Consider the following 17,915-nt stretch of genomic DNA (forward strand, 5'->3'; position numbering starts at 1 on the left):
GCGCCGATGGTACTTGGACCGAAGGGTCCTGGGAGAGTAGGACGTTGCCAAGCACGCAAGACCACTGTTGAGTCATCGACAGTGGTCTTTTTGTTATGCCTTGTACAGAGTATTTGCTTGTAAGGGTTTTTATGATAATGTGCTTTAATAGAGTCACTAATAGATTATTCATGGGGGATAAAGATCATGATAATATGGATCAATGGAGCTTTTGGTGCGGGAAAGACAGAAACTGCATATGAATTACATCGCAGAATTCCTAATTCTTTTGTATACGATCCAGAGAATGTAGGGTATTACATAAGGGAAAACATTCCTGATGTGATGACAAAAAGTGACTTTCAAGACTATTATCTTTGGCGTGAAATTAACCATTCCATGTTAAAATACATAGCTAGCGAATATAGGGGAACGGTTATCGTACCTATGACCATAGTCAACCCAGAATATTGGATGGACATTGCTGGTAATCTAATAAATGAGGGATTAGAGGTTCACCATTTTACTTTGTGTGCCTCACGAGAGACGCTGCTCAAGAGATTGGGTGGTAGAGGTGAAGGAAATGACTCATGGGCCGTTCAACAGATCGACAGATGCCTCACAGGGCTTAATAAGGATGTATTCAAAGATCAATTAGACACAAATAACCTGACTACTTTAGAAGTCGTTGAGTTGATAGCCAGTAAGCTTGATATCACTTTAACGCTATTATAGGAGAAAAGTGAAAATATATTAATTTAGGTATTGCTATACTTCGAAATACATGATATAATCTTTTTTGTTGTCAAAACATTTTGTTTTCAATAAGGCCCGTTGGTCAAGGGGTTAAGACACCTCCCTTTCACGGAGGTAACATGGGTTCGAATCCCATACGGGTCACCAATTCCTTTAAAACCTAATTTTTCTTCTGAAATAAAAGGTTGCATTACAGTTTAGATTGTGTTATGATAATTGAGTTGCTTCTTTACATGGAGGCTTAGCTCAGCTGGGAGAGCATCTGCCTTACAAGCAGAGGGTCGGGGGTTCGATCCCCTCAGCCTCCACCATGAAGCTTTCTTATTGTAATGGATAGCTAAATATTTTTTAATGACGCGGGGTGGAGCAGCCCGGTAGCTCGTCGGGCTCATAACCCGAAGGCCGCAGGTTCAAATCCTGCCCCCGCAACCAATTTTCATCAAGCAATTATATCTTTTGGAACCGTGGTGTAGTTGGCCTAACATGCCTGCCTGTCACGCAGGAGATCGCGAGTTCGAATCTCGTCGGTTCCGCCATTTTTCTTGCTTCATGAGCCATTAGCTCAGTTGGTAGAGCACCTGACTTTTAATCAGGGTGTCGAAGGTTCGAGTCCTTCATGGCTCACTTCTTAAGTGAGTCGGACACTAATACATACTGTGTGCGGACGTGGCTCAGCGGTAGAGCATCGCCTTGCCAAGGCGAGGGTCGCGGGTTCGATTCCCGTCGTCCGCTCCATATAAATTTTGCGCCCTTAGCTCAGCTGGATAGAGCGTTTGACTACGAATCAAAAGGCCGGGAGTTCGAATCTCTCAGGGCGCGCCATATTTTAACTTCATACTTTGCCGGCGTGGCGGAATGGCAGACGCGCTCGACTCAAAATCGAGAGGGAAACCGTGGAGGTTCGAGTCCTCTCGCCGGTATCAATTAGCAAGCGAAGCTCTTATGCGTTAAGCTAAGAGCTTTTGCTTTTCAAGTTTAGTAAGGTAAATCATTATATTGTGGACTCTTAGCTCAGTTGGTAGAGCAGTAGACTCTTAATCTATTTGTCCAGGGTTCGAGCCCCTGAGAGTCCATCCTTTAAAGAAACGGCAGAGATGCCGTTTCTTTTTTTTATAATAGTTATACGGTTTCAATCATAGTCACAAAAAAAGCCACGAAGTGCGATATTAGCGTACTTCGTGGCTTTTAATATTTATGGAAGGATATTACCCGCAGCGCGGTAAATTTCATACCATTCGGGTCTGGTGAGTGTAATATCGGATGCTTTGGCAATATCCCGCAATCGCTGCGTATTGGTTGTACCTACAACAGGCTGCATATTTGCCGGATGTCTGAGAATCCAGGCAATGGCAATAGCAGTATTGGTAACCTCTTTTTCAGCTGCCAAACGGTTAATGACCTCGTTCAATTCAGGGAACTTGTCGTTGTCCAGGAATACACCTTCAAAAAAGCCATATTGGAAAGGCGACCATGGCTGAATGGTCATGTCGTGTAGACGGCTGTACTCCAAGATCCCGCCATCATGGACAACCGAACCGGAGTTGGTCATATTCACATTAAAACCGGTATCAATCATACCCGTGAACATAATGCTTAATTGGAGCTGGTTGAATAGCAACGGTTGCTTTACATTTTTCTTGAGCAGTTCGATTTGCAGTGGGTTTTGGTTGCTGACACCAAAATGCTTGACCAAACCCTTGCTCTCCAGAATGTCAAAAGCCTCAGCCACTTCTTCCGGCTCGAACAGCGTGTCAGGACGGTGAAGCAGAAGCACATCGATATAATCGGTCTTTAAGCGCTTAAGACTGCCTTCAACGGATTGTAGGATATGCTCTTTGGAGAAATCAAAAAAACCGTCGCGGATTCCACATTTGGTTTGGATCATCATTTTATCACGCATACCAGGATTGTTCTCTAGTACACCTGCGAATACTTCTTCGGCCTTACCACCTGCGTAGATGTCGGCATGATCAAAGAAGTCTATTCCGAGCTCCAACGCACTATGTACATGTGTATCAGCCTCTTTTGCAGACAAGTCCGCAATCCGCATACAGCCAAGCGAAATTTGGGGCACGTCAAGTGCACCATTCGCTACACTAATTTTTTTAACCATGAGGGATTCACTCCTTAGAATGTAAGTTAGAACTTGCAGTATTCTATCAAACCATATCACAAAGTGGGAGGCTAAGCCAATATGCCCTACGACGTATAGGTAGGCTGCAAGCAAAGTGCAAAAAAAAGAGGCTGCCAACTCAGTAGAATTCACTACTTTTGCAGACAACCTCTTTTTTTATACATCCATAATTATTATATGGATGTGCTCAGAATCATTCTAGTACATATTCGGAATGTCGACATTAGGATCAATATCTGCTTCGTAGTCTACGCCATCTGTTCTAAAGCCAAACAGATTGAAGAAATCTTGGCGGTAGCCTTCAAGATCTGCTAGCTCACCTGCATTATCAGTTGTCAGCTCGTCCCAACGTTTCATAACCTCTGTCTGAACGTCCTCACGCATTTCCCAGTCGTCAATGCGGATCAAGCAGCTTCCGTCAGCAGTAGCCTTGCCTTCGCCGTATAGGTGCTCAGAGAACAAGCGATACATTTGTTCAATACAGTTCTCGTGCAGGCCTTTTTCCTTCATCACTTCGTAAAGGGCTGAGATATAAAGGGGCACTACAGGAATCGCTGAGCTGGACTGAGTTACGAGCGCCTTATTAACGGACACAAAGGCACGTCCGCCTTTTGATGAAAGAAGGTCATTCATTTGAATCGCAGTTTGTTCCAGATCGTGCTTGGCTTGGCCGATTGTTCCGTCCCGATAGATAGGATGAGTGATTTCAGGCCCGATGTAGGAGTAAGCAACGGTAGTAGCACCATCTGCAAGGACATCAGCTGCTTGAAGCTGATCGATCCACATTCTCCAGTCTTCGCCGCCCATTACAGCGATTGTCTGACGTACTTCTTCTTCATTAGCAGGCTCAATGGTGGTCATGGATACTTCGCCTGTATGGAAGTTTAAGGTTTTATTCGAATAAGCTGTTCCCACTGGTTTAATAACGGAGGAGAAGGTTTCCCCTGTTACCGGGTGGGTACGACGAGGTGAAGCGACACTATAAATAACTAAATCGATGGTGCCATATTCAGCTTTAATCAATGCAATGGTCTTCTCTTTAATAGCATCAGAGAAAGCATCGCCAACTATGCTGTGTGATTTAAGTCCAAGCTTTGCTGCTTGTTGTTCAAAGGCAGCGGAGTTGTACCAGCCTGCAGAAGCGGTGCGCTGACCTTCCGCTGCTTTATCGAAGAACACACCAATGGTATTGGCGCCAGCACCAAATGCAGCTGAAATTCTGGAAGCTAGTCCGTATCCGGTAGAGGCACCGATGACGAGTACATTCGCAGGTCCCTCAATTTTCTTTTGTGCTTTTACATATTCAATTTGTTGTTCTATTTGTTTGGCGCATCCCTCTGGATGGGCTGTTGTGCATATAAATCCGCGTGTTTTAGGTTGAATAATCATCAAGGAATTCCCCTTTGTATAAAAATTAAAGTCTACTGATACACAGAGAAAGTATAGCAAACAATATTTACTAATACAAAGAATTTAGGATATTCGGTAAGAATACGCTGCCCTGTATTTTTGTTTGTTGGCTAGCTGCGCTATCGAGTCTTGATCATTTATTAAGGCTTTCGGACTCCAGTAGCGCTAATCCTTAGAAAAGGGGCTGCCCCAGTAGCCATTTCATGACTTCTAGGACAACCCCCTTTATTTTACTTACATAAAAGGCTATTACGCCTTAAAGATTGAATCAATCGCTTTGATCTCTTCTGGTGTCAGCTGAACTTTCAGAGTCTGGAGATTCGATACGATCTGTTCCGGACGTTTAGCTCCGGGAATAAGTGCGTCGATGGAAGGTACAGTTAAATACCAGGCTAGCACTACATGTGCGACTTCAACACCTTTGGCATCGGCAATTTGGCGAACCTTGTCTACTTTCTCCAGGTTTTTGGCAAAGGTCGTTCCTTGAAACATTGGATTGTTCTTTCTATTGTCGCTGAACGTATCGCCTTGCTTATACTTGCCGCCAAGAAGTCCTGACGCCAGTGGGAAGTAAGGAACGAAAGAAATGCCATGCTCCTGCGTGTAAGGGAGCAGGTCTTTTTCCGCTTCACGGTGCAGCAGGTTGTAATGGGATTGGAGTACATCTACATGGCCGTCCTTGTTGGCTTCTCTCAGCTGTTCAATGGAGAAGTTGGAGACACCAATCGCTCTGATTTTCCCTTCATCCTTCAGTTTCTTAAGCTCGCCGACAGCATCATCCTTAGGAGTGCTTTCATCAGGGAAATGAATATAGTAAAGATCGATATAATCGGTCTGGAGGCGTTTCAAGCTGTCTTCCACAGACTGTCTTAGAAAAGCTGGAGAGTTGTCGATCGTAACCTTATCGCCAGTAATCTTATGAGCGCCCTTAGTAGCAATGACCACATTGTCACGACCGCCTCTTTCTCTCAGCACTTCTCCAATCAGTTCCTCGGATCTACCTGGACCATAGATAAAGGCGGTATCAATGAAATTGATCCCATGGTCAAGAGCATTGCGAACAATGTCTTTACCAGTCTCATCATTTAAGCCGGGAAATAAATTATGCCCGCCAACAGCATTGGCACCCAGCCCAAGAGGGAGTACCTGCAAATTTGTTCTACCTAAAGTTATTTTACTAGACATAATCAATCGTCAGCTCCTTAAAATAGAATATGAACTATATTAAGTATAGCGAATAGCTAGTGGTTAAACAAATTCCTGAATTCCAGCTTTATACATGAATATTTAAAGCGTATAAGTTATGATATAAAGAATAATTTTGTGTTCCCATATTTGTTTTCTTGCCACAATGAAGTAATGGAGGTTTGTCTTATGCTAGTTATTAATCAAAATGAAGTGGCTGAGTTATTAGCAATGGAGTCTTGCATCACTGTGATGGAATCCGTTTTGAAGGATTTGTCCGCAGGACAAGCCATACAAAGCTTAAGACAAGTACTCCCGCTGCATCAAGGCAATCTGATTGGCTTAATGCCGGGCTTTTTGCAGAGCGAAGAAGTAGCAGGCGCCAAGATCATCAGTGTGTTTCCAAGTAATCATGGCTCAGGTTTACCTTCCCATCAAGGGCTTGTTACGTTATTCGATTCTTCTACCGGTGTTCTGAAAGCTGTAGTAGATGGACAGAAGATTACTGCAATTCGCACAGCGGCTGTCAGCGCAGTAGCCACTCGTTATCTGGCCAGAGAAGATGCAGAGGTGCTTGCCATTCTGGGCACGGGTGAACAAGCCAAAAGCCATCTGGAAGCGATGCTACTGGTTCGATCGATTCGTGAGGTCAGAGTTTGGAATAGAACACCTGCAAAGGCAAGAGATTTTCAAGCAGAAATGAGCCCTAAATATGGTGTGGATATAATAGTGGCGGAGTCTGCTCAAGAGGCAGTCAGCCCTGCAGATATCATTTGTACCGTAACGGCATCCACAGAGCCTGTGCTCAAAGGAGAATGGCTGAAGCCTGGAGTACATATCAACGCTATTGGAGCGTGCAGATCTGCGGATCGCGAGCTGGATTCGGAGACCGTTCGGTTAGCTAAGTTATATGTTGACCGATTGGAATCCGCACATCATGAATCTGGGGATTATTTAATTCCGCTGAAGGAAGGCATGATTAATTCAGGTCATATCATCGGAGAAATCGGTGAACTGATCAGCGGGAGTATTGAGGGCAGAGCTAAAGCTGATGAGATCACTCTTTTTAAAGGACTAGGACTTGCGATAGAAGATTTAGCAGCGGCTAACTTCATTTATAATGAAGCTGTTAAATTACAAAAAGGCATTGAAATTGCATTCTAAGGAGCGACCACACGATGAGCACATATGAAGGTTTGTATGATTTCAAGTTGACGGAACAGGACGAAGAACGGGCCGTACGTTTGCATGAGCAGAACATTAATATTGATTTGCTATTTCAAGGTCCCTTATCTCCAAACGCAATTCCAGAGTCTGTGTCCGAAAAAATAAAAGAGCTGTGTGAGCCCTATAAAGATGAGCCGATGATATACAGCAGCATGCCAGCAAAAATGATCATAAAGCTGTCGGCCAGCGGTGAGATCCCCGAGTATAAAAGTGAATGGTATAAATCGGGAATTACCGCGGGTAACCGGGAGCTTCATTTAGAGTCCTTAGAAAGCATGATCAATAGTATGGCTGAAGTTCAGCTTCAGTTCGACTCCGCAGATTGGTTAGTGAAAGCTTTAACCGCAGAGGACATACGTGCAGCCAAGCGTAATGGCCTTAAGGCGGGTATTATCACAGCGCAAGAAACGGATGGCCTAGGTACCAATCTGGACCTATTAGATGTGTTACATAATTTTGGCTTAAGAATTTTACAATTAACCTATAACAATCAGAATCAGGTCGGTGCAGGCTGTGCAGAACAGTCGAACGCTGGAATTACGAATTATGGAAAAAGATTCATTGAGCGCCTCAACAAGCTCGGGATCATTGTAGATACGGGACATTGCGGAAAACAAACAACACTCGATGCCTGCCAGTACTCTAAGACTCCGGTCATTGCTTCACACACGGGTGTTGAGGCCATCTATCCGCATATGCGCTGCAAAAGTGATGAGGAAATCATCGCGATCGCTACGACGGGTGGAGTCATCGGTATTTTTGCTATGCCGTGGTTTGTTCATGAAGATCCTAACCATACGACCATTGATCATGTGCTGGATCATATCGAATATGTGATTCGGCTTGTAGGCGTGGATCATGTCGGGATTGGAACGGATTGGCCGATGAGCGATGTGCTCTGGTCATTGATTTATTTTAAAGAACATATTGCACCTAAGCTAGGATTTGCCAAAGGAGACGGACCTTCTACTGAAACCGTTGCTGGGCTTGAAAAATATAGCTATTTTATCAACTTTACTAGAGGACTAGTGGCACGCGGTTATAAGGATGAGGATATTGCAAAGATTATGGGTGGTAACTGGCTGCGTGTATTTGAAGAAATTTGGGGATAGGGGATAAATAGATGACAACATACTTGAACACTACTGCATTTAACTTCTACTGTTCTGGCATTTATTCAGGGAAAATACATTTCACGGAACAACAAATTATGCTCGCTAAGGTTGATCTACGCAGACGAACACAAATGCAATACAATGTGCTGGATAGCCAGTTCAAGACCGTCCTTCCATTTCAAAAAATCCACGAATACATGGACGCTTACGCTAAAGCAGAATGGGTCAATGATGAGGTAGTCCTAAGTAATGGTGATCTTTATCAAAAGCATATTCAGTATCAGGCTGTATTGGATGGACGTGAGCTTACTTCTCAAGTATGGGCGCTACGAAAAGAGACGGCTCTGGATATTGTGACCTTGGATGGTGAGATTATTGCTTTTCTTACGCCGAATCGGTATGGCATCGAGCTGATTGTTAAAGCAGGATATGAGAAGCTGACGCCTCTGGTTGTTTATGATGATCCCTTTTTGTCGAAGCCAGAGTATGGTGTGAATGATTTGGGTACGGATCTGATTCCGATGCGTGATGGCGTGAGACTGGCTACGGATGTGTTTCTTCCTGAGGGCATTCAGCCGGGAGCCAAGCTGCCGACGATTCTTGTGAGAACCTGCTATGACCGTAACGGAAAAAAAGAGATTTTTATGAGATGGGCTAACAAAGGTTATGCAGTGGTGTCACAGGACGTTAGAGGTCGGGCGGATTCGGAAGGGGAATTGATTCCTTTTTATAATGAACGGGATGATGGCTACGATACGATCGATTGGATTATCGCGCAGGATTGGTCAGATGGCAATGTTGGAATGTGGGGCGCGTCCTATCTCGGCTTTGTGGTTGTCTCGGCGGCGACCAGTGGACACCCTAATTTGAAGGCTGTTGTGGATGAAGTGAATGTTGGCTCACCGTTTGTAGATACAGCGCGTAAGGGTGGAACGCTTTGCTCTTGGCCGCTCTTGTCTTGGACGCTTGCACAATCTGTGGGTACCCGGACGGATTTTGATATTTTTGGGGGCATAACGGTGAACGCAGAAGCGGCCGTCGATGCGAGACCGATTAAGGAGATTCCACAGCAAATGATCGGCAAAGCATCCGAACCGTGGGATTTATGGAGCCAGCATCCGGAGTATGATGATTTCTGGAGAAACTGTACCTTTACGGAACGCGGGGATCAGGTGCAGGTCCCTATGTATGTAATCTCAGGCTGGTACGATGGCGACAGCCCTGGCGTATCGGAGACTTGGAGAATGCTGACTGAATATGATGTGCCAAATCGTAAAATCCGTCTGGGGGCATGGGAGCATGGACCCAACAGAGCCAGAGACTATGAGGGGTTAAGCTTTGGCAATGATGCAGTGGTTTATGATTACGATGTTTCTGTCCTGCGCTGGTTTGACCGTTTCTTGAAAGGTATTCCGAATGGAATAGATCAGGAGCCTAGAGCCTCTTATTATGTCGTTGGCGAGAATCAGTGGAGAACATCGGAGGATTGGACACCTGCTGAAGCAGTGACTTCTCCTTTCTATCTTTCCAGTGGGGGCCGGGCTAATTCAGGACAAGGTGATGGGAAGCTGCTCACAGCACCAGAGGAACACTCTCCCGAAGATACTTACGTCTATAACCCAAATGATCCGATGAATGATAGCGGTGAGCGAGAGCCTGAAAATTTACGGAAATACGAGCTGCGGAATGATATCCTTGTGTACACCAGTGAGGTGTTGAAGGAAGAATTGACTATCGCTGGGGAATTGTCAGCTGTGATCTACGCTGCTAGTACAGGTAAGGATACAGATTGGGTAGTTACGCTTAGCGATGTGAATGAACAAGGCGACTCTATCCGGTTATCTAACTATATTGTTAGAGCTAAATATCGTCATGGATTTGATGCACCTGAACTGCTCACGCTTGGCCAAGTAGAGGAATATGATATTTTCATGCCCAATATTGCCCATAGATTTGCAGTGGGGCACCGGGTTCGGTTCTCGATCACCTCGTCCAGTAAATTCGTTGCTTTCCCTAATACGAACACAGGTAATAATCCATATGAAGATACAGAAGCAATTACTGTTCTGCAGACCGTTTACCATAATAGTAAATATCCAAGCCATGTGAAGCTGCCGGTTATTCCAAACGCTTAAACTGCAAGGTCAACCTTATAATTGTAATAAAATATCGATTATTCACAGAAAAGCGCATAAATGATCCCTTCTCAGGTCACAATAGGGAAAAACCAGAATGAAGGGATTAACGTGTCGCGCATAAAAAAACAACTTTGGCAGCGATGGAGACGTTGGAAAAAGGCGCTTTGGGTAGGGGCAGCTTGTTTAGCTCTTACTGTACTGGCCTGGCGCAGCATGCAGGTACCTGAGGAAATTAGTGGCCTGCTGACGGATTCTAGTTGGACGGATAGTGCCGAAAGTGAGTTGGCCGCAGCTGTATTTAAAGTAGGTGTGGACAGCGGTGAGGAGAAAGAGAAGGGCACCATAAAAAACGAACAACTGTTGCAGACGATCGCTCAAAGCGGACTCAGCAGAACCGTTCATTTAAAAATATCGTATGTATCTGGAGAAGAAGTTCAGACATTGCCAGGTGTAAAGAACCCGCTTCAGCTTAAAAAGATAATTCACGAACACTCTGCATGGAGCGGTTGGATTAGCAGCGATGGAGATTTGTGGCTGGAACAAAAAGTGAATGATCTATCGACCCTGACGAAAAAAGAAGCCTATATCGGAGTCGATGCATTTGGGAACTTGAAATTATTTAAAGGGCCTCCGGTACAGGAAAAGGTGCTGAAGACTTTTTTTCAAATGGATATGGGTTCCTTGAAATCCTCTCTGCCGGAAAGTATTTGGAAAGAGCTTCATGAGGGCATTCGTGTACAAGATATTGAAGAGTACAATAGCGTATTGTCCACCTTCAGTGACTACGCGCGTGAGGCTGCAGAACATGTCATGCAGAATAAGCAATAGCATCCTTAAGCATATCAGCTGTCCTAAAGTCATTATTAATGGCTATAGGGCAGCTTTTTCTTTGCAAATATAAGAAGTTTTGAGGTTCTCATTATAGGCCTAAAGTTGTCATTTCGCATCAGAGGGTAAACTTTTTTTCTCCCGGAAGAGGTATTTTTGCTATAATGGTTTGAAGGAATACATATGTTCGCTTCGTAGCGGAGTAATGGATGAAAACGGTGGAATAAACTGCCTGTTATAGAGGAGAGATCGTGTTTGCGCATTTTGGGAATTGATCCGGGGCTGGCGATTGTCGGTTTTGGCTTTGTGGATAAGGAAGGTCATAAATTGACCCCAGTCCAATATGGTTGTATCCAAACCGAGGCTCATACGCCTGAGGAAGAACGTCTGCTGCATGTCTATGAAGGCATGGGTCAGCTTATTGATAAATATAAACCTGATGCTGTAGCGATAGAGAAGTTGTTCTTCGCACGTAATGTTACAACAGCATTGCCAGTAGCTCAGGCCCGCGGAGTGACGATATTAGCTGCTGTACAGCGTGGCTTACCCGTGTCGGAATATACACCTATGATGGTGAAGCAGGCAGTAGTTGGTTATGGTAAGGCTGAGAAGCGGCAGGTACAGGAAATGGTGAAGCTGTTGCTGAAATTATCGGCGATCCCTAAACCGGATGATGTGGCCGATGCACTAGCGGTAGCGGTATGTCATGCCCATTCGAGCAGTCTTAATTCTAAATTAAATGAGGTATTGCGAAAATGATAGATTTCTTAAGAGGACCCGTCGTTCATTTAGAGTCGGAATATGTGGTGCTGGATGTGCAGGGCGTAGGATACCGGGTATTCTGCCCGAACCCTTATGCTTTTGCTAAAGTAGAAGGACCTGTAACGATCTATATTCATTATCAAACACGTGAGGATGCGACGCTTCTGTTCGGGTTCCCGACTCGGGAGGAGCAAAAATTGTTCCGCAAGTTGATTGAGGTATCCGGGATCGGTCCGAAGGTTGCGCTCGGAATACTGACAGGTGGGACTCCAGATCAGTTGATCTCGGCAATTTACCAAGAGAATATAACCTTCTTAACGAAACTGCCGGGCATTGGCAAGAAGACGGCGCAGCGGATGATCTTAGATTTGAAGGACAAGCTGGACGGACTCAGTATGGCTTCGATGCAAACGGGATTATTTGCAGTTCCAATGGAAGAAAGAGCGGATGGATTAGCTTGGCAAGAAGCTAGAGATGCCCTTAAGGGATTGGGCTATACCGAAAGTGAATTGGACCGTGTATGGCTCGCTATGAAGAAAGAGGGCGCAGAGACAGGGACTGTAGATGTGTTGATGAAGAAAGCACTTGGGCTATTATATATTGCTAAGTAAAACCGAACACATCCTGAAGAAAGGGAGCGATAGGAATGGATGACCGGATTATATCCGCTAATTTAATGATGGACGAGCAAGCCGTAGAATTAAGCTTACGCCCTCGTTATCTGGGAGAATATATCGGACAGAATCAGGTGAAAGAAAACCTGAAAATATATATCGAAGCAGCCAAAATGAGAAGTGAAGCGCTGGATCATGTGCTGCTCTACGGGCCTCCAGGTCTCGGTAAAACAACACTTGCGAACATTATCGCCAATGAGCTGGGTGTGAATTTACGAACAACATCCGGTCCTGCTATAGAGCGGCCGGGAGATTTAGCCGCCCTGCTGACGAACCTGCAGGAAGGCGACGTGCTGTTCATTGATGAAATTCACCGCTTACACCGGACGGTGGAGGAGGTAATGTATCCGGCGATGGAGGACTTCGCGCTGGATATCATGATCGGCAAAGGGCCAAGTGCCCGTTCGGTACGATTGGATTTGCCGCCTTTTACACTTATAGGTGCTACCACCCGTGCTGGCCTGCTGTCAGCGCCACTACGAGATCGTTTCGGAGTGGTCAGCCGCTTGGAGTTCTATACCATAGATGAGCTAAGCTTCATTGTTGCCCGAAATGCAGATCTTTTAGGGATTGAGATTGTCGGAGATGCGGCGGAAGAGATAGCGCTTCGTTCCCGTGGAACGCCGCGGATTGCGAACCGGCTCCTGAAGCGAGTTCGTGATTTTGCTCAAGTGCGCGGCGATGGGATTATAACCCCGGAGATTTCCGGGGAAGCCCTGAAGATGCTGCAAGTAGACCCACGTGGGTTGGATAGCATCGATCATAAGATGTTAAGAGCAATGATTTCAAGCTTTCGTGGCGGTCCTGTAGGTCTGGATACGATTGCTGCTACAATTGGTGAGGAAAGTCAGACGATTGAGGATGTTTATGAGCCTTACCTGCTGCAGATAGGGTTCTTGCAGCGGAGCCCTCGTGGAAGAATTGTAACCCCGGCCGCTTATCATCACTTAGGCCTTCCGCTCCCTCCGGAGCAGCACTGAGTCAGTAACTACATTTAAAAGGAGGATGCTGGATGAAGCATACGAAGATGAAATGGGGAGGAATAGCTCCACTAAGCAAAGGATTGCTGGCAGCTGCGATTGCTGTGGGAAGTCTCTTGATCCCTGCGGGCGCCAGTCATGCCGATTCTAATAGTACGATTCGAGTTGCCCTTTATGCCGATATTGGTAGTAAATATAAATCTACCGTGCCAGTAGTAACTATGCAATCGACACAAAGCTTCACTTTGATGTCAAACCAACCAGGGAGCACTCCTTTGTTATCGGTGCCTGCCCAGAGCAGAATACGTGTTAGTGTGGATGGTTATAGAGTAAAGGTTATGGAGACTTCAAGCTGGAAAACAGCTGCTGATGCGGCTAAAAAGCTTCAGTCTACCTCTGATAAGCCTCAAATTTATATGATTTCTAGAAATGGAACCAATGTGTATCAGTTGTATACTGGTGTCTATGTCAGTGAAGCTGCTGCCAAGGATGGGCTTGCCCGTGTAGTAAAGGCAGGACTTGGCATTCCTGCTGATCAAACCCCTGCGGTGAAAGGGGATAAGCATTTATCGGCGGGTCGCTATTCTTCGGAACAAGAAGCTGATACTGCTCTGAGTAGTATTACAGCTGCTGGTTTTGATGCCTGGAAGGTGTTTCTTTCAGGAAGTGATGGCAGTGCCCAGTTTGAGGTATGGGTAGGCGAAGCTGCAAACGACAAAGATTTGGCTGCTGTTCAGACCACAGTGTCTGCAGCATTGCCACAGCTTGCTATGTCCGCTGCAACTTCACCTGGGTTAATCATGCGTCTGGATGCTGGGCTGGACCTTAGCAGCGAGACACAGGCTAATCATTATATGGTTTCCGGAAATGATGCTAAATTTTTGGCCGTTGGCAGTGAGGCTGGAATTCAGCTCGAAGAAAGATCCAAGCGTACCTACCGTGGAAATATGGAGCTAAGTAATTTGAGAGGTTCCCTTGCGGTTATCAATGAAGTGCCACTGGAACAATATTTGTATGCAGTGGTTGGAGGAGAGGTTTCCTCCAGCTGGCCGGATGAAGCTCTAAAGGCTCAGGCTGTCGCCGCCCGGAGCTATGCAATGGCGCAAGGCAACCGTTTCGAAGTAGCGAATGTAGTAGATTCTACATTGAGTCAGGTATATAACGGAATCGGATCAGAGGCTCCAGTTATTATTAAGGCAGTGGATGCTACTGCCGGTGAAGTATTGATGAGTGGTGGTAAAGTTATAGAGGCTGTATTCTCCTCGAACAGTGGCGGAGTAACCTCTGATCCATCGGAGGTATGGGGCAATGGTGGAGATGCGTTTGCCAGCGTTCCCAGCAAAGAGGATGTCGCAGCTACCGCGGCCGCTAAGAAGTGGTATTATTTACTGCTCGCTAATGGAACCTCTGGATATGCACGTGAGGATAACATTAAATTGACAGGAAATAAAACAGCAGCGGGACTGGATATAGCGACAGCTACCACTAAAGATGTCAATGTGCGCCCCCTTCCTGCTGTTGAAAGTAGTGTAAGTGCGGTAGGCAAGTTGAATCCGGGCGAGAATGCTGTTGTTCTAGACAAAGTCTATGAGTCCGGTAGTTATAGCTGGATCAAAGGGCCATATACCTCTGCCGACCTTCTAAAAAGCTTGCAGGGTAAAACAACTAGCACGCTCCCTTCTAGCATCCTTAATTTGCAGGTCACTCAGCGCGGCCCTTCTGGAAGAGCGATTCAGGTGAAAGCAAATGGTCAGGCACTGGATGTGAAATATCCTGATATGTTCCGTTCTGCGTTCAATGGATTGCCAAGTACATTGTTTGATATTGTACCAGCCGGAAGTTATACTGTATTAGGCGCTGATGGTGCTACCAGCACGATTGGAAGTTCACAGAGCGCAGGTGTACTCTCTGCATCAGGTAAGGTTAATGTGAACGGTAGTGGAACTGTAGTGATGGGTGGGGATTCCTCAGCCAGAGCGATTACAAACAGTTCGGGCTTTCTGTTCATTGGCCAAGGATATGGTCATGGTCTAGGCATGTCGCAATGGGGCGTGAAAGGCATGGCTGACAGCGGGTATGATTACAAGCAGATATTGCAACACTATTATCAGAACGTTACTATAGTTAAGGAATGAAGACAGACCATGAATGTAGACGCATATGATTTTCATTTACCGGAAGAATTAATTGCCCAGACACCACTCTCTGACCGTAGCTCTTCTAGACTGCTCTTAGTAAATAAGGAGGATGGGGAGCTGGCTCACCGGCATTTTACCGATATTATTAATTATTTTCAACCGGGAGATACGCTTGTTCTGAATGATACGAGAGTTATTCCTGCCAGATTGTTTGGGGCTAAAGAAGATACGGGGGCTAAAGCTGAAGTGCTTCTCCTTAAGAATCTGGGAGACGATCGATGGGAAGCTCTTGTAAAGCCAGGTAAAAAGCTCAAGACAGGAGCGGTTATCATCTTTAGTGATGAGCTTCGTGCGGTTATTGAGGATGAGGCTGATATGGGTGGACGAACGCTTCGGTTCATTTATCAGGGTATTTTCCAGGAGATTCTGGACAGGCTGGGAACAATGCCACTGCCTCCTTATATTAAGGAAACACTCGATGATCGGGAACGATATCAGACCGTTTATGCTAAGCATGAGGGATCAGCTGCTGCTCCTACAGCAGGGCTTCATTTTACCAAAGAACTGTTGGATCAGATTGAAGCCAAGGGTGTAAATATTGCTTATATTACACTTCATGTAGGTCTCGGAACGTTCCGTCCGATGTCTGTTGAGAAGGTTGAAGAGCATGTTATGCATTCAGAGTATTTTGTAATGTCTCAAGAAACAGCAGATACTATAAATGCTACCAAGGAACAAGGTGGTCGCATTATAGCGGTAGGGACGACTTCTTGTCGGACACTTGAAACAGTCGGAAGACAATGTGAAGGCGGTCCATTAGTGGAATGTAGTGGCTGGACGGATATTTTCATCTATCCGGGCTATAAGTTTAGTGTAGTTAATGCGTTAATTACTAATTTTCATTTGCCGAAGTCTACTTTGGTGATGTTGGTTAGTGCTTTGGCAGGTCGGGAACATATTCTAGCTGCTTATGAAGAAGCGATAGAGCAGAAGTACCGGTTTTTTAGCTTTGGAGATGCAATGTTTATTTACTAAGGTAAGAGGATGGGTTAACTTATGGCAGCAATTACTTATGAGCACATCAAAACGTGCAAACAATCCGGAGCAAGACTTGGAAGAGTCCATACTCCACATGGTGTGATTGAGACACCAGCATTTATGCCAGTCGGCACACAAGCTACAGTCAAGACAATGAGTCCTGAAGAACTGAAGGAGATGGATGCTCATATTATTTTGAGCAATACGTACCATTTGTTCCTGAGACCGGGCCATGATATTGTTCGTGAAGCAGGCGGACTGCATAAGTTCATGAACTGGGACCGCCCCATTCTAACGGATAGCGGCGGGTTTCAAGTATTCTCGCTTAGTGACATGCGCAAGATTACCGAAGAAGGCGTTCATTTCCGTTCCCATCTAAATGGGGATAAGAAGTTCTTGTCTCCTGAAGTAGCTATGGAAGTTCAGAACGCACTTGGTTCTGATATCATGATGGCATTCGATGAATGTCCTCCATTCCCAGCGGAATATGACTACGTGAAAAAATCACTGGAGCGTACCACTCGCTGGGCGGAAAGATGCCTGAAAAGTCACGCCCGTCCAAATGATCAAGGTCTATTTGCTATCGTGCAAGGTGGTATGTATGAGGATCTTCGCCGTCAGAGCGCAGCAGATTTGACTTCCATGGATTTCCCGGGGTATGCTATTGGGGGGCTCAGCGTCGGAGAGTCCAAGCAGCTAATGTATGAAGTGCTGGATTATACAGTTCCCCTGCTGCCACAAGGCAAACCTCGCTATTTGATGGGCGTTGGTTCACCGGATGCGCTGTTGGAAGGATCAATCCGGGGAGTGGACATGTTCGACTGCGTTCTGCCTACCCGTATTGCTCGTAATGGAACAACGATGACCAGTCAGGGAAGACTCGTTGTACGCAACGCAAAGTATGCCCGCGATTTTGGGCCGCTTGATCCGGAGTGCAACTGCTATACATGCCGGAATTATTCCCGCGCTTATTTGCGCCATCTAATCAAAGCCGATGAAACCTTCGGACTTAGATTGACGACATACCATAACTTGCACTTCCTGTTGGATTTGATGCGTAAAGTGCGCGAAGCCATCAAGGAAGATCGGCTGCTTGATTTTCGCGATGAGTTTTTTGCTAAATACGGATTATATGATAATCTTAAAGGCTTCTAAAGCTTCGTTGAGGTCCATGTTTTAATGTGCTTTGAAAGGGGGGAGAAATATGTTTCAATATGCAGCAGCAACAGGCGGAGGTAGTATACTGGGTCTCGTAGGTCCATTCGTACTTATGTTTGTAGTATTCTACTTCTTGCTGATTCGTCCGCAACAGAAGAAGACCAAAACACGTAATGCAATGTTGAAGTCTCTGAAAAAGGGCGATAAAATCGTTACTATTGGTGGTCTTCACGGTACGATCATGGAGATTTCCGATGATATCGTGGTTCTACGGGTCAATGATGTAACTAAACTGACCTTTGATCGCGGTTCCATTAGTCACTCCGTTGCCACGGACGTGGAGGAGAAAGTATAGTTTCGTTATTAATAAGTACATAAAAAGCGGTGTCTTCT

General features: G+C 45.5%; 15 protein-coding genes and 9 tRNA genes. 21 read left to right on the forward strand and 3 right to left on the reverse strand.

The genetic code is table 11. The features are described from left to right. Positions 1-186: 186 nt before the first annotated feature. The 10 genes from M2444_RS30285 to M2444_RS30330 all read left to right on the forward strand — a co-directional run bounded on the left by M2444_RS30285 (position 187) and on the right by M2444_RS30330 (position 1,808). A complete protein-coding gene (locus tag M2444_RS30285) occupies positions 187-714 on the forward strand; it encodes an AAA family ATPase (protein WP_094874832.1) in 528 nt (175 codons plus the stop codon). A 93-nt stretch (positions 715-807) separates the two neighbouring features. Next, positions 808-882: transfer RNA gene (locus tag M2444_RS30290), tRNA-Glu, on the forward strand. A gap of 88 nt (positions 883-970) precedes the next feature. Next, positions 971-1,046 (forward strand) — tRNA-Val (locus M2444_RS30295). A gap of 44 nt (positions 1,047-1,090) precedes the next feature. Continuing rightward, positions 1,091-1,167: transfer RNA gene (locus tag M2444_RS30300), tRNA-Met, on the forward strand. 26 nt (positions 1,168-1,193) lie between these two features. Next, positions 1,194-1,271: transfer RNA gene (locus M2444_RS30305), tRNA-Asp, on the forward strand. Between the two features lie 15 nt (positions 1,272-1,286). Next, positions 1,287-1,359 (forward strand) — tRNA-Lys (locus M2444_RS30310). A gap of 36 nt (positions 1,360-1,395) precedes the next feature. Beyond that, positions 1,396-1,470 (forward strand) — tRNA-Gly (locus tag M2444_RS30315). Positions 1,471-1,480: 10 nt separating this feature from the next. After that, positions 1,481-1,557: transfer RNA gene (locus M2444_RS30320), tRNA-Arg, on the forward strand. A 19-nt stretch (positions 1,558-1,576) separates the two neighbouring features. After that, positions 1,577-1,655 (forward strand) — tRNA-Leu (locus M2444_RS30325). Positions 1,656-1,735: 80 nt separating this feature from the next. Then, positions 1,736-1,808: transfer RNA gene (locus tag M2444_RS30330), tRNA-Lys, on the forward strand. A gap of 119 nt (positions 1,809-1,927) precedes the next feature. On the opposite strand, the gene M2444_RS30335 is transcribed toward M2444_RS30330, so the two are convergent. The 3 genes from M2444_RS30335 to M2444_RS30345 all read right to left on the reverse strand — a co-directional run bounded on the left by M2444_RS30335 (position 1,928) and on the right by M2444_RS30345 (position 5,464). Further along, positions 1,928-2,848 (reverse strand): aldo/keto reductase, encoded by a 921-nt coding sequence (locus M2444_RS30335; protein WP_280788878.1) that lies wholly within the window; start codon positions 2,846-2,848, stop codon positions 1,928-1,930. 219 nt (positions 2,849-3,067) lie between these two features. Further along, on the reverse strand, positions 3,068-4,258 hold the full coding sequence (gene fabV / locus M2444_RS30340; RefSeq protein WP_280788879.1) for an enoyl-ACP reductase FabV: 1,191 nt from the start codon (positions 4,256-4,258) through the stop codon (positions 3,068-3,070). 270 nt (positions 4,259-4,528) lie between these two features. After that, positions 4,529-5,464, reverse strand: coding sequence for an aldo/keto reductase (locus tag M2444_RS30345; protein WP_280788880.1), 936 nt, complete (start codon positions 5,462-5,464; stop codon positions 4,529-4,531). 189 nt (positions 5,465-5,653) lie between these two features. Here M2444_RS30345 and M2444_RS30350 point away from each other — a divergent pair, with 189 nt between their 5' ends. The 11 genes from M2444_RS30350 to yajC all read left to right on the forward strand — a co-directional run bounded on the left by M2444_RS30350 (position 5,654) and on the right by yajC (position 17,877). After that, positions 5,654-6,628 (forward strand): ornithine cyclodeaminase family protein, encoded by a 975-nt coding sequence (locus tag M2444_RS30350; RefSeq protein WP_280788881.1) that lies wholly within the window; start codon positions 5,654-5,656, stop codon positions 6,626-6,628. 14 nt (positions 6,629-6,642) lie between these two features. Beyond that, entirely contained in the window at positions 6,643-7,803 is a 1,161-nt protein-coding gene (locus M2444_RS30355) for a dipeptidase (protein WP_280788882.1), read from the forward strand. Positions 7,804-7,814: 11 nt separating this feature from the next. Beyond that, entirely contained in the window at positions 7,815-9,941 is a 2,127-nt protein-coding gene (locus M2444_RS30360; protein ID WP_280788883.1) for a CocE/NonD family hydrolase, read from the forward strand. 111 nt (positions 9,942-10,052) lie between these two features. After that, positions 10,053-10,772 (forward strand): BofC C-terminal domain-containing protein, encoded by a 720-nt coding sequence (locus tag M2444_RS30365; protein WP_179281752.1) that lies wholly within the window; start codon positions 10,053-10,055, stop codon positions 10,770-10,772. 255 nt (positions 10,773-11,027) lie between these two features. Beyond that, positions 11,028-11,531 carry a crossover junction endodeoxyribonuclease RuvC gene (gene ruvC, locus M2444_RS30370; protein ID WP_036677679.1) on the forward strand — a complete coding sequence of 168 codons (504 nt, stop codon included), beginning with the start codon at positions 11,028-11,030 and terminating at the stop codon, positions 11,529-11,531. Beyond that, positions 11,528-12,145: a Holliday junction branch migration protein RuvA gene (ruvA, locus tag M2444_RS30375; protein ID WP_094874232.1), complete on the forward strand. Its 618-nt coding sequence runs from the start codon at positions 11,528-11,530 to the stop codon at positions 12,143-12,145. The genes ruvC and ruvA overlap by 4 nt, the downstream gene beginning before the upstream one ends. Positions 12,146-12,180: 35 nt before the next feature. Continuing rightward, positions 12,181-13,188, forward strand: a complete 1,008-nt coding sequence (ruvB, locus tag M2444_RS30380) for a Holliday junction branch migration DNA helicase RuvB (protein ID WP_042191128.1) — start codon at positions 12,181-12,183, stop codon at positions 13,186-13,188. Between the two features lie 32 nt (positions 13,189-13,220). After that, the gene (locus tag M2444_RS30385) at positions 13,221-15,323 is read left to right on the forward strand and encodes a SpoIID/LytB domain-containing protein (protein ID WP_280788884.1); all 2,103 of its coding nucleotides are present in this window, start codon (positions 13,221-13,223) and stop codon (positions 15,321-15,323) included. Positions 15,324-15,332: 9 nt separating this feature from the next. After that, on the forward strand, positions 15,333-16,361 hold the full coding sequence (gene queA / locus M2444_RS30390) for a tRNA preQ1(34) S-adenosylmethionine ribosyltransferase-isomerase QueA (protein WP_042191125.1): 1,029 nt from the start codon (positions 15,333-15,335) through the stop codon (positions 16,359-16,361). Between the two features lie 21 nt (positions 16,362-16,382). Continuing rightward, the gene (gene tgt, locus M2444_RS30395) at positions 16,383-17,519 is read left to right on the forward strand and encodes a tRNA guanosine(34) transglycosylase Tgt (protein ID WP_042130504.1); all 1,137 of its coding nucleotides are present in this window, start codon (positions 16,383-16,385) and stop codon (positions 17,517-17,519) included. 49 nt (positions 17,520-17,568) lie between these two features. Further along, complete coding sequence (gene yajC, locus M2444_RS30400) at positions 17,569-17,877, forward strand: preprotein translocase subunit YajC (protein WP_042191123.1); 309 nt, start codon at positions 17,569-17,571, stop codon at positions 17,875-17,877. Positions 17,878-17,915 lie beyond the last annotated feature (38 nt).

Source organism: Paenibacillus sp. PastF-3, assembly GCF_029893135.1.
In the GTDB taxonomy this organism is placed as follows: Bacteria; Bacillota; Bacilli; order Paenibacillales; family Paenibacillaceae; genus Paenibacillus_AQ; species Paenibacillus_AQ nitricinens.